Source organism: Flavobacterium sp. UBA7680 (genome assembly GCF_002482975.1).
Taxonomy (GTDB): Bacteria; Bacteroidota; Bacteroidia; order Flavobacteriales; family Flavobacteriaceae; genus Flavobacterium.
Genome location: NZ_DLHA01000053.1, coordinates 1 through 13,461, shown reverse-complemented (window position 1 = coordinate 13,461; position 13,461 = coordinate 1). Strand labels below are relative to the sequence as shown.

Here is a 13,461-nt window from a genome sequence, read left to right as displayed (position 1 = left end):
TGTTCGTGGAATAATTCAGAATCAAAATCATTTACTAATTTTTCCTTTGTTCTAAATTCGTGCAGATAGAAATGTAATTTGTTTTGAAACCATACTAAAAGTTGGTTTTCAGTAGTCATGTCCATATCTTCAAGTAAAAGATTGAGAGCAACGATATAAGATATGTCTTGATTGTTTGCATAATATTCTCTAAATAGAGATTTTGCAAGACGTTTTTTAATTGTTGTCGAAGAAAGAACAACCTTTTTTAAACGTTTAATTATAGGATTGAATTTGGTAATTTGAGATTGCAAAAAATCAAAATCAAAAAGGGTAATAAGCTTTTCTTTATTGATTTGACTTTTGCCAGTATTCTCACGAAGTTCAAAAAAACCTTTATTAGCAATCTTCAATAATTCATAAAGATTTGCTTTATCAAAAAGACCCCAAGTCATTGTTTGACTGATATTTATATCTAATTTAGAGTACTCGTTTAGACCTCTAAAAAATGCTGAATTTAACTGGTATTCAAAACGCCAAACATTCTCATTTTTCAAACCATTATTTGCGTAATATTCATTTATATATGGCTTTTCAGTTAATTGCAATGACAGCGTTTTGTTATAGCATCGGATTATTTTATCGGATGTTCTTTTTCCTATTTGGAAACCGTTAAGTATTGATTTTCCTTTGTACGTTTCAAAATAGCTTTGTAAATTTTTCGGACGACCTGAAATAAGGTAGTTACCTGCAACCACATTACTATATAAATTACGGTAAGAATTGTTGATATCAGACTTGTCAAGGCAAATATCCAGTCTATTAACAGACTTAAAAAAGTAGTTTGTTTCATCGCAAAAAGCGTTTATGATACCTCTTAAGGCATCGTTAGACAATGTGTAAAATAGATTGTTTTCAAATTGTAATTGTGCAAATTGATCGCTCATAATAACAGAACGAGGTTTTGCGGTATAAATACCGATTTTTAAATCTTCATAATATAAGTCTGCTCTTAACTCAAATATTTTAGTTCCGTATTCGTAAGATTTCAATCGAAATTTTGAATGTTCGGGAAACTCTCCAAACGGCTGACCCTCGAGATTAATAATTAAGTAGTCAATATTTATAAGAGTAGGTTTTAAATTGTTATTTTTAAATTTAGTCTTGGCTTGATGCCTTTCTTTATATGAAATCATAGTTTTTAGTAGGTTTGGGTGAGTTAGTTGCCGTTATACCCTACGGCAACAATTGAAAAATCGAAAGGGGAGTAGCAAAAAATTAATTTTCGGAATCCTGCCAAAGTGAATAATGATTTTTAGGTAAATCATGTATCGTGAATTCTTTCTTTGATATTGCTTCGGTTATTTTCTTTTCAACTTCAAAAAATTTTTGTTTATAGTTTGAAATCTGAGAATTAAAAAAAACATTTATCTGCTGACCAATATTTTTAATTTCTCTAATCGTAAAATCATGCTGATGTTTTAAACCCAATAAATCGACAGTCTCTACAGGATTTTTTGAATACTCGTTTAAATCATGATTTAATCCAGCTAATTCCAAAAGTAAATTTTCTCGTTTTTGAATTAAAAGTAAAATTGTAGACATATATTAAGGTGTTAAAAGATTATGTTTAAGAAGTTTTGAAATCAGCGTTTTCATGGAATTGCAATAAAAAATAAATTCATGAACACAAAAAGATTGAGTTACTATAAAGCAATCCGTACAAACTTTAATTGTAATTCCTATATTTGAACCACGGATTCTTAGAAATAATGTTTTAAACTTTAAATGTGAGGTTTTGCAAAATGGACGCATTTTTTTCAAAAATGTTTTTGCATTAAAGTTTGTGTGACGCATCTTGTTTAGTTCTACAAGTAATAGCGTGTAATTCTCTAAAGAGGAACGTTTTAAAGCCATTTGTAATAGTTAATAAGTTATATCACAAATGAACTATAATTTATATTATGTAAAATAGAAGATTATAAGAATCTTATACTGAATCATTCATTATTATAAATCCTGAATAATCTAAACTGCTGCCTCTTTCCCTAAACAACATAAATCGAATAATTTAGTTTATAAACTGATAAAACTGTAAATTTATAACAATGAAAATCAATCAATTATTTAAAATTGATTCTCAAAAAACTATTTTAAAGCCTTGAATTCAGTAAATCTTAACATTTCTTTAAAATAATTAGATTCTGAGCAAGATGGTTTCATTGTAAGAGTTTATTTTATTATTTTTACATTCAATATTTTAAAAGATATTATACCATATATGAATACAATTGCTGAGCATATTGCAGATTTTTTAAAAGAATACCCGCCGTTTGATAACTTAACTTTTCAGGAATTATCAGATATCGCTACAAATATTCGTGTCATTAATTTAGAAAAACATGCAGTATTGTTTCAAAATAATGATCCGCTTCACGACAGTTTTTATGTCGTGGCTTCTGGTATCATTAATTTAACGACAATTGCTGATGCTGAGGAAACTATCATAAATAAATGCCACGAAGGTGATATTTTTGGTTTACGCCCGTTTTTTGCTAAAAACAACTATATGATGACAGCAAAAGCGCGTGAAGAAAGCATTGTTTATGCTATTCCAATTGCTGTTTTCCGTCCGTTTGTAGCCAATAATTCAGATGTTTTAAACTTTTTACTGGAAAGTTTTGCAGTAAATTCAAGACATACACGAGATAATTCCCGTTCTAACGGAAAACTAGATCCAGACAGTAATTTTATGGATCAACAGAATGAGATGCAGTATATTCAGTCTCTTTCTTATAATAATTCTCCGCTAACAACAGAATCTCACCATATTGTAAAAGATGTTGCTATTTTGATGACAGAATCTATGGTGGATAATATTGTGATTTGTGAAAAGAATAATCCAATTGGTATTGTAACCCACGCCGATTTATCTTCAAAAATTGCAACTGGACGTTACCCTATTACAGAAACGATTGACAAGATAATGTCTTCGCCGGTTGTTACGGTAATTGAAAATGTTTCTCTTGCCGAAGCCCAGCTTTTAATGCTGAAACATAATGTTTCTCACCTTTGCGTAACTAAAGACGGTACAAGTAAATCTGCTGTAAAAGGAATTATTTCTGAGCACGATTTAATTGTGGCTCAAGCTAGTAACCCTGGTGTTTTAATTAAAGAAATTAAGCGTTCACAGCTTCCAAAAGATTTAAAACAAATTCGTGATCGTTTATCAGATTTGATTCAGAATTCGATTCAGAAAAATATACCAATTTCTCATGTTAGTAATATTGCAAGCGAAATTAACCTTGCCATTATAAAACGTGCGGTAGAACTATCAATTTTAGATTTAGGCTCCCCTCCTGCCAGATTTGCATGGTTAAGCATTGGTAGTCAAGGACGTAAAGAACAACTTTTATTGACAGATCAGGATAGTATTTTGATTTTTGAAGATGTTGCTCCGGAGAAATATCGTGAGGTAAAAGATTACTTTTTAAGACTGGCAAAAAGAACCACTGCCATCCTTGAGAAAGTAGGTTACGAATATTGCCCAAATGGCCATATGGGAAGCAATATGTTGTGGTGTAAATCATTGAGTGACTGGACAAAACAATACAACAGCTGGATGAATACTCCAGGTGAAAACAGCAACGATTTGAGCAGTATTTTCTTTGATTATGAGATCGTAATTGGTGAAGCAAAAATTGAAGAAGTTATAGAAAATGTGGTGTTTAAAAATGCTGTAAACAACACTTTATTCTTTGATTTTTTAGGAAACGACGCTTTGAAAAGAAATTCTCCTCTAAGCTTTTTCAAAAAATTCATTGTTGAAGAAGAAGGTCCACAAAAAGGAAAATTTGATATTAAAACCCGTGCTTTAATGCCACTTATTGACAGTGCACGTTTATTAATTTTGAGCGCAAACATAAAAGGAATCAAAAATACGTATTTAAGATTCAAACAATTAGCGATTACCGATTCTAAAAATGCTGAAATATATTTAAGTTGTGCCGAAGCTTTTTTAACGCTTTCAAAATTCAGAACGGTTGAAGGTTTAAAAAATGACGATTCCGGACAATATATTAATTTAAGAGAAATGTCTAAAACAGACAAAGAGAAGTTAAAAAATGCTTTGACTCCAATGAAAGACCTTGAGGAACTTATAAAGAGTAAATTTCAACTTACACAATTCTCATAAAATATGCTAGACTGGATCAAAAATATCAATAAGGATCATCCGGAATTCTGGAAAGAATACTTAACAAAATTAGAAGCAAAACCTACCAAATATGTGGTTTTGTCGACTGAAACTTCTGGCTTAAACCCTAATAAAGATGTTATTTTATCTTTAGGGGCTTTTTCTGTAATTGACGATAGTATTATAATTAAAGAGAATTTTGAAGCGGTTTTACTTCAGTATAAATTTTTAGAAGAAAACGGAATTTCTAATGAATTCATTATTGAAAGCAAAATGAATAAAATGCCTGAGGCTGAGGCTTTAGAAGCATTTATTAATTTTATTGGAAACGCAGTTCTGGTTGGTCATCATATTAATTTTGACATTGAAATGCTTAACGCTGCTTTAGAAAGATTAGATTGCGGAAGATTAAAAAATGAAGCGCTCGATATTGATGTTATGTATCGAAAATTAACCGATATTAATGACAAGCAGTTTTCTTTAAACGATTTATGCGAAATTTATAAAATCCCAAAAAGCGACAGAAATTCTTCTGCGGAAGATGCTTATAAAATTGGGCTTTTGTTTTTGAAATTGAAGTCGAGATTGGGGATAAGATAATTTTTTCACCATATAAGTTATATAAGAAATTCAAGTTTTGATTGTTTATTTAAGCAATTGTAATTGTCAGGCTGAGCGAAGTCGAAGCCCGTCATGCAGAATCACACACAATCTTGTCATTTCGAGGAACGAGAAATCTCCGTTAGTTGCTCGACAAAGATTGGCAATATGCAATGTCGAGTTTCTTGTGCGATTTCTCGTTCCTCGAAATGACAAACTACATGTTAAAACATTACGATTGTCAGGCTGAGCGAAGTCGAAGCCCCTCATGCAGAATCACTTTGCGAGGGCTTCGACTTCGCTCAGCCTGACATAGATTATAAATACTTAAGCTTTGTCAAAGTTTTAAACTTTGACAAAGCTGATTATCATAAAAACAAAAATGCCTCTTAAAATATTAAGAGGCATTTTTTATATACAAGTCTAGAATTAAGAAATTCTATTATTAAAAATTTCATCTACAATTTCAGGATTCAACAATGTTGAAGTATCTCCAAAATTAGAATTATCACCTTCGGCTATTTTACGTAAAATTCTACGCATGATTTTTCCAGAACGTGTTTTTGGTAAACCAGAAACGAATTGGATTTTATCTAATTTAGCGATTGGCCCAATATGATCAGAAATATATTGATTAATCTCTTTTGATAAATTCGTTCTATCTCTAACTTCTCCAGTTTCTTTCAGGATTACATAACCATATAAAGCGTTTCCTTTAATATCATGTGGGAATCCAACAATCGCAGATTCTGCAACCGCTGGGTGTTCGTTAATTGCATCTTCGATTGGCGCTGTTCCTAAATTGTGACCAGAAACAATTACAACGTCATCTACTCTACCCGTGATTCTGTAATAACCAACTTCGTCTCTTAAAGCACCGTCTCCTGTAAAGTATTTTCCAGGGAAAGCAGAGAAATAAGTGTCTTTATAACGTTGGTGATCTCCCCAGATAGTTCTGGCGATTCCGGGCCAAGGAAATTTAATACATAAACTTCCAACAACTTGATTTCCTTCAATTTCATTACGTTTTTCATCCATTAAAACGGGCTGAATTCCCGGTAATGGCAGGGTTGCATAAGTTGGTTTTGTTGGCGTAACAAAAGCAATTGGCGAAATCATGATTCCTCCAGTTTCTGTCTGCCACCAAGTATCCACAACCGGACATCTTTTATCTCCAACGTGGTCGTTGAACCAGTGCCAAGCTTCTTCGTTGATTGGTTCTCCAACAGATCCAATAACTTTAAGCGATTTTAGAGGATATTTTTGAATATAATCTAAGCTTTCTTTTGCTAATGAACGAATTGCTGTTGGCGCTGTATAAAATTGTGTGATTTTATGTTTTTCGATAATATCCCAAAAACGGCTAAAATCAGGATAAGAAGGAACTCCTTCAAAAATTACAGTTGTTCCGCCATTTAGTAATGGTCCGTATAAAATGTATGAGTGTCCTGTTATCCATCCAATATCTGCCGTACACCAGAAGATATCGTTTTCTTCATGGCTGAATACGTTTTTAAATGTATACGCTGTATAAACCATGTATCCAGCTGTTGTATGCACCATTCCTTTTGGTTTCCCTGTAGATCCTGATGTATAAAGGATAAACAAAGGATCTTCGGCATCCATAATTTCAGCAACACTATTATCAAGAGCAGCGTCTAATAAAGGCTGCAACCAAATGTCACGACCTTCTTTCATTGCCACTTCTGTTTTTGTTCTTTTTACCACTAAAACTTTAGAAACTGATGGACAAGTATCTAAGGCTTCGTCAACGATAGATTTTAAATCAATTGTTTTGTTTCCTCTGTAACCTCCATCAGATGTGATTACCATTTTACATTCGCTGTCGATAATTCTTGCAGAAACTGCAGAAGCAGAAAATCCGGCAAAAACTACAGAGTGAATCGCTCCAATTCTGGCACAAGCCAAAACAGAAACAGCTAATTCAGGAATCATTGGTAAATAAATACAAACGCGGTCTCCTTTACGAACTCCCTGCTCACGCAAAACATTCGCCATTTTTGAAACTCGTTCGTATAATTCATTATAAGTTATATGTAAAGCGTTTTCAGACGGATCATTCGGTTCAAAAATAATAGCCGTTTTTTCTCCTCTTTTGCTTAAATGTCTATCGATACAGTTTTTGGTAATGTTAACTTTAGCGTCAGTAAACCATTTTACTTCGGCGTCGGCCATATTAAAATCAACAACTTTTTCCCACTGTTGGTACCAAGTAAAATTTTCTTCGGCAATTTTCCCCCAAAATTTTCTTGGCTCTCTTATTGACTTATTGTAATGTTTAAAATATTGTTCTAAATTTTCAATTTTATAATAACTCATAGGTTTGTGGAATTTTTTTTTATAAATGTATTAAATATGCGTCTATTCTTAAAATTATTTAATTCATAAATTTTGTATAAAAAAAACATATAATAAATAAAATATATGTTTTTTTTAAAGTTATTCTAAAAAAAGACGTTTTAAGAAAAAATCTAAATCGCAAAAAAGGTATGACAAAGAAATTATCATACCTTTTTATTTAACAAATTTCAATAACAATTAATTTTGTAATTCTGCATTACAAATGCTTTCCCTACTTTGAAAATAGCAGCAGCTTTATTAATTATAATAGAAATTTCAACAAGTATATTTTTTGATTAAAAAATATACCCCAATTTTAGGGATCCGCTTCACTTAACTTACTTCTCACAGAAGTTAAGTGAATGCAAAATGCATCTATATCTATTTTCTTAATAAGTGCTTACTAATTCAAAATATTAATTTAAAACATTGATACAGAGCAAATTCCACTACATTCGGAATGCGTGGAAATTCCCAATTTTATTATACAATTTTTTTCATTGCTGTCATTGATTCTCTCAACCATGCTCCTACTTCTTCAATAGGATGCTGACGAATTTCTTTATTAACTGCAATTAAAATATTATTATCTACTCCATTTGAAGTTGAAAATGGTTTTCCAATAATATTTGTTTCTACTTTTTTCATAAATTCAGTCAACAATGGCTTACAAGCGTGATCAAATAAATAACAGCCATATTCTGCAGTATCAGAAATTACACGGTTCATTTCAAACAATTTCTTTCTTGCAATTGTGTTTGCAATTAATGGTAATTCGTGTAATGACTCATAATAAGCAGATTCTTCAATGATTCCAGCCTCTGTCATAGTTTCAAAAGCTAACTCAACACCAGCTTTTACCATAGCAATCATTAAAACTCCATTATCAAAATATTCCTGCTCAGAAATTGGAGCTTCTTGCGGAGCTGTTTTTTCGAAGTTAGTTTCTCCTGTTGCTGCTCTCCATTTCAATAAATTAACATCGTCATTAGCCCAGTCAATCATCATAGTTCTTGAGAATTCTCCAGAAATAATATCGTCTTGGTGTTTTTGGAATAACGGACGCATGATGTCTTTTAATTCTTCTGCTAATTCGTAAGCTTCAATTTTAGAAGGATTATTTAAACGATCCATCATGTTTGTGATACCACCGTGTTTCAAAGCTTCAGTGATAGTTTCCCATCCGTATTGAATTAATTTTGAAGCATATGCTTTATCGATTCCTTTTTCAACCATTTTATCAAAACATAAAATAGATCCAGTTTGAAGCAATCCACAAAGAATTGTCTGCTCACCCATTAAATCTGATTTTACTTCGGCAACGAAAGATGATCTTAAAACTCCTGCTTTATGTCCTCCAGTTGCTACAGCGTAAGCTTTTGCCTGATCTAAACCAAATCCGTTTGGATCATTTTCAGGGTGAACTGCAATAAGTGTTGGTACACCAAAACCTCTTTTATATTCTTCACGAACCTCAGAACCCGGACATTTAGGAGCACACATAATAACCGTGATATCTTCACGAATCTGCATTCCTTCTTCAACAATATTAAAACCGTGAGAATACGCTAAAGTCGATCCTTGTTTCATTAATGGCATAATCGCAGTAACAACAGATGTGTGTTGTTTATCTGGAGTAAGATTACAAACTAAATCAGCAGTTGGAATCAACTCTTCATAAGTACCTACTTTAAACCCATTTTCAGTTGCATTTTTATATGAAGCTCTCTTTTCAGCAATTGCATCTGCACGCAATGCGTAAGAAATATCTAAACCTGAATCTCTCATGTTTAAACCTTGATTCAAACCTTGTGCACCACATCCAACAATAACAACTTTTTTCCCTGCTAATGCTGAAATTCCGTCTGCAAATTCTGACTGCTCCATAAATTCGCAAACTCCAAGTTGCTCTAATTGTAATCTAAGTGGTAATGTGTTGAAATAATTTGCCATTTTGTTTTAAAATATTTAATGAAATGAAATTTAGTAATTAATTTATTTATAATTGGTTGTGATCGTGTAATATCACATATTAATTCTTTATTTGAAGGTTTCTAACAATGATGAAATCTCCATTTTTTCTTTAGAAACCGAAATTCTTCCCGAACGTACAAATTGCATAATTCCGTATGGTTTGAATTTTTGGTATAAATCTTCAATTTCTGAACGTCTTCCTGATTTTGAAATCACGAAAAAATCTCTTGAAACTGTTACAATCGTCGATTGGCTGTCTTTGATGATATTTTGAATTTGTTTTTCATCAAACAACAAACTTGAAGCGATTTTAAAAAGTGCATTTTCAAGATAAATTGTTTCTTCATCTGTATGATAAAATGCTTTTATAACTTCGATTTGTTTTTCAATCTGTCCTACAATATTCTGAACCCATTTCTCTGTTGTATTTACTACAATGATAAATCTTGAAACATTCTCTATTTCTGATTCTGAAACATTTAGACTTAATATATTAATGTGACGCTTTAAGAATATTCCAGATATTCTATTTAATAAACCCACGTTATTTTCTGAGTATACCGATATGGTAAATGTTTTATCTTCCATGTAATTTTTGTTTAAAGTTTATTTTTCCCGATAAAAATCGGGATTGAAACTTCTTTTTTAGCTTAATCTAATTTCTGATACACATGCTCCTGTTGGAATCATTGGGAAAACGTTGTTTTCCTTCTCGACCATGACTTCTAAGAAATAAGAATCTTTTGAAGCAAGCATTTCGGCAACTGCAGCATCTAAATCTTCACGATTCGTAACTTTCTTAGATTTAATATGATACCCTTCGGCAATTGCAGTAAAATTTGGATTAATCATTTTTGTTGATGCGTATCTGTTGTCAAAAAACAATTCCTGCCATTGACGCACCATTCCTAAAAATTCATTGTTTAGAATTACAATTTTTACCGGAACCTGAGTCTGGAAAATTGTTCCTAATTCCTGAATGGTCATTTGGAAACCTCCATCACCAATAATAGCTACAACTTCACGATCTGGTCTTCCCATTTTGGCTCCAATTGCAGCCGGAAGCGCAAATCCCATTGTACCTAATCCACCGGAAGTAATATTACTTTTTGTTGAATTAAATTTAGCATAACGACACGCAAACATTTGGTGCTGACCAACATCTGAAACTATAATCGCATCACCTTTTGAGTGTTTGTTGATCATTTCGACAGTTTCACCCATTGAAAGTCCCGGAGTTTCTGGGTTTAATTCGTCTTTAATAACTGTATCATATTCTATTTTAGCCAATTCTTTAAACTCATTATGCCATAAATCGTGAGATTTTGCATCCAATAATGGTAATAAAGCAACTAAAGATTCTTTTACATCACCTAAAACAGCAACTTCTGTTTTAACGTTTTTATCAACTTCTGCAGGGTCAATTTCGAAGTGAATTACTTTTGCCTGTTTTGCGTAAGTAGCTAATTTACCTGTAACACGATCGTCAAAACGCATTCCGAAGGCAATTAAAACATCACATTCATTCGTTAGTAAGTTTGGCGCATAATTTCCGTGCATTCCTAACATACCTACATTTAAAGGATGATCTGTTGGCAGAGCCGAAAGTCCTAAAATAGTCCACGCTGCCGGAATTCCTGATTTTTCAAGAACTGCTTTAAACTCGGCTTCAGCCTGACCTAAAATAATTCCCTGTCCGAAAACTATAAAAGGTTTTTTAGCGCTGTTGATTAACGCTGCAGCTTCGGCAACTTTATCTAATTTTAATTTCGGAACCGGAACATAACTTCTAATTCCAGTACATTTTTCATAACTAAAATCTAACTCATCAAACTGAGCGTTTTTAGTAATATCTATTAATACTGGTCCCGGACGTCCAGAACGAGCAATATAAAATGCTTTTGCAATGATTTCAGGAATTTGAGAAGCCTCTGTTACCTGAAAATTCCATTTTGTAACCGGAGTCGAAATTCCGATAATATCTGTTTCCTGAAAAGCATCAGATCCTAATAAATGTCTTCCAACTTGTCCGGTAATACAAACCATTGGAGTTGAATCGATTTGAGCATCAGCAATTCCGGTAACTAAATTTGTTGCTCCCGGTCCAGAAGTAGCAATTGCCACTCCTACTTTTCCTGTCGCTCTTGCATAACCCTGAGCAGCGTGCGTTGCACCTTGTTCGTGACGCACTAAAACATGGTGTAACTGATCCTGAAATTTATATAATTCGTCATAAACCGGCATGATTGCTCCTCCCGGATAACCATAAATTAAGTCTACTCCTTCTGCTAATAAACATCTAATAACGGCTTCGGCGCCTGATATCCTAATTGTTCCCATTTGGTATATTTTTTTTCAATCGCAAAAATCAATTTCAATATCAAAATTCAATGGCAATGCAAAAATCAATTTCAACTATAAATTTTAAATTGATCTTTTGTTTTTTTTACCTTTTCTTGCAATTAAATTTTGATATTGACATTGTTATTGAAATTGTTTTTTAAAATTGTAATTGAATGCTAGTTATCGGTAACACATCCTGTTGATGCGCTTGAAACCGATCTTGCGTATTTAAGTAAAACTCCCCTGTCAACTTTTAGCGCTGGTTGAACCCAAGCTGCTTTACGAGCTGCATATTCTTCATCAGATATCTTCAGGTCGATTGTATTTTTCACAGCGTCGATAGCGATTATATCTCCATCTTTTACTAGTGCAATACCACCACCATCATATGCTTCTGGTGTAACGTGTCCTACCACGAATCCGTGTGAACCTCCGGAGAATCTACCATCTGTAATTAGTGCACAGCTGCTTCCTAATCCAGCTCCAATAATCGCTGATGTCGGTTTTAGCATTTCAGGCATTCCCGGACCACCTTTTGGTCCACAACCCCTGATGACGACTACATTACCTGGTTTAATTTTTCCGGCCTGAAGACCTGGAATTACTTCAAATTCACCTTCAAAAACAACAGCCGGTCCTTCAAAATATTCTCCTTCTTTACCGCTGATTTTTGCTACTGCGCCTTCAGAAGCAAGATTTCCGTATAAAACCTGAATATTTCCTGTTGGTTTTAATGCTTTTTGAATTTCGTGAATTACTTCTTGTCCATCTTGTAAATCCGGAGTTGAAGCTAAATTTTCGGCAACTGTTTTTCCTGTTACAGTTAAACAATCTCCGTGAATCAATCCAACTTTTAATAGATATTTCATTACTCCCGGAATACCTCCCACTTCATGAATATCTTCCATCATATATTTACCACTTGGTTTCATGTCAGCAAGAACCGGAGTTCTGTCGTTAATAGCCTGAAAATCATCCAAAGTAATTGTGATACCAACAGAATGTGCCATTGCAATTAAGTGCATAACTGCATTTGTAGAACCTCCTAAAACTGCTACAATTGTAATAGCATTTTCGAAAGCTTTACGAGTCATAATATCTCTTGGCTTAATATCTTTTTCTAATAAAATTTTAATTGCAGCTCCGGCAGCAAGACATTCGTCTCTTTTTTCCTGACTTAAAGCAGGGTTAGAAGAGCTGTATGGCATACTCATTCCTAATGCTTCAATTGCAGAAGACATAGTGTTTGCAGTATACATTCCGCCACAAGCACCAGCTCCCGGACAAGCGTTTTGAATAACACCTTTAAAATCTTCCGGAGTAATTTCTCCTTTTACTTTTTTTCCTAAAGCTTCAAAAGCAGAAACGATATTTAAAGATTCTCCTTTCCATTTTCCAGAGTGAATAGATCCTCCGTAAACCATCATTGACGGACGGTTTAATCTTCCCATTGCGATTAACGCTCCGGGCATATTTTTATCACAGCCAGGAATTGCAATAATACTATCGTACCATTGTGCTCCTGCAACTGTTTCTATAGAATCTGCAATAACGTCACGAGACACTAATGAATAACGCATTCCTTCAGTACCGTTTGAAATTCCGTCACTTACACCAATGGTATTAAAAATAAGTCCGACCAGATCTGCATCCCAAACACCTTTTTTAACATCTTTTGCTAAATCATTCAGGTGCATGTTACACGTGTTACCATCGTAACCCATGCTCACAATCCCTACTTGTGCTTTTTTCAAATCTTCTTCAGTTAAACCAATACCGTACAACATCGCTTGCGCCGCTGGCTGTGTTTGATCTTGAGTGATGGTTTTGCTGTACTTATTTAATTCCATTATTGTATTATTTATTTTAATTTTTATTCAAAAAAAAACCTTCCAGTATTTGGAAGGTTTGTAATATAGTTTTTCAATTATATTTATACCATTCCCGATGCAGATGTGCGAAACACATTGACAACAACGACAGAAGTAATAATAATTGAGATTTGCATC

General features: G+C 33.2%; 9 protein-coding genes. 2 read left to right on the top strand and 7 right to left on the bottom strand.

The features are described 5' to 3' along the window. Both B3C18_RS22105 and B3C18_RS22100 read right to left on the bottom strand, forming a co-directional pair. On the bottom strand, positions 1-1,175 hold a 1,175-nt coding region (locus B3C18_RS22105; protein ID WP_291151942.1), incomplete at its 3' end, for a hypothetical protein. Between the two features lie 82 nt (positions 1,176-1,257). After that, positions 1,258-1,584 carry a hypothetical protein gene (locus B3C18_RS22100; protein WP_291151940.1) on the bottom strand — a complete coding sequence of 109 codons (327 nt, stop codon included), beginning with the start codon at positions 1,582-1,584 and terminating at the stop codon, positions 1,258-1,260. A 676-nt stretch (positions 1,585-2,260) separates the two neighbouring features. Between B3C18_RS22100 and B3C18_RS22095 the strand changes: the two genes are divergently transcribed. Together B3C18_RS22095 and B3C18_RS22090 are read left to right on the top strand one after the other, a co-directional pair. Continuing rightward, positions 2,261-4,174 carry a DUF294 nucleotidyltransferase-like domain-containing protein gene (locus tag B3C18_RS22095; RefSeq protein ID WP_291151937.1) on the top strand — a complete coding sequence of 638 codons (1,914 nt, stop codon included), beginning with the start codon at positions 2,261-2,263 and terminating at the stop codon, positions 4,172-4,174. Between the two features lie 3 nt (positions 4,175-4,177). Next, on the top strand, positions 4,178-4,774 hold the full coding sequence (locus B3C18_RS22090) for a 3'-5' exonuclease (protein WP_291151935.1): 597 nt from the start codon (positions 4,178-4,180) through the stop codon (positions 4,772-4,774). 429 nt (positions 4,775-5,203) lie between these two features. Here B3C18_RS22090 and acs read toward each other — a convergent pair whose 3' ends face one another. The 5 genes from acs to ilvD form a co-directional block, all read right to left on the bottom strand. Further along, positions 5,204-7,114: an acetate--CoA ligase gene (acs, locus tag B3C18_RS22085; RefSeq protein WP_291151933.1), complete on the bottom strand. Its 1,911-nt coding sequence runs from the start codon at positions 7,112-7,114 to the stop codon at positions 5,204-5,206. A 504-nt stretch (positions 7,115-7,618) separates the two neighbouring features. Further along, positions 7,619-9,088 (bottom strand): ketol-acid reductoisomerase, encoded by a 1,470-nt coding sequence (ilvC, locus tag B3C18_RS22080; RefSeq protein WP_291151930.1) that lies wholly within the window; start codon positions 9,086-9,088, stop codon positions 7,619-7,621. 87 nt (positions 9,089-9,175) lie between these two features. Continuing rightward, positions 9,176-9,697, bottom strand: coding sequence for an acetolactate synthase small subunit (gene ilvN / locus B3C18_RS22075; protein ID WP_053474515.1), 522 nt, complete (start codon positions 9,695-9,697; stop codon positions 9,176-9,178). 57 nt (positions 9,698-9,754) lie between these two features. Next, positions 9,755-11,449, bottom strand: a complete 1,695-nt coding sequence (gene ilvB, locus B3C18_RS22070) for a biosynthetic-type acetolactate synthase large subunit (protein ID WP_291151927.1) — start codon at positions 11,447-11,449, stop codon at positions 9,755-9,757. 179 nt (positions 11,450-11,628) lie between these two features. Then, the gene (gene ilvD / locus B3C18_RS22065) at positions 11,629-13,302 is read right to left on the bottom strand and encodes a dihydroxy-acid dehydratase (protein WP_053474513.1); all 1,674 of its coding nucleotides are present in this window, start codon (positions 13,300-13,302) and stop codon (positions 11,629-11,631) included. Positions 13,303-13,461: the final 159 nt, after the last annotated feature.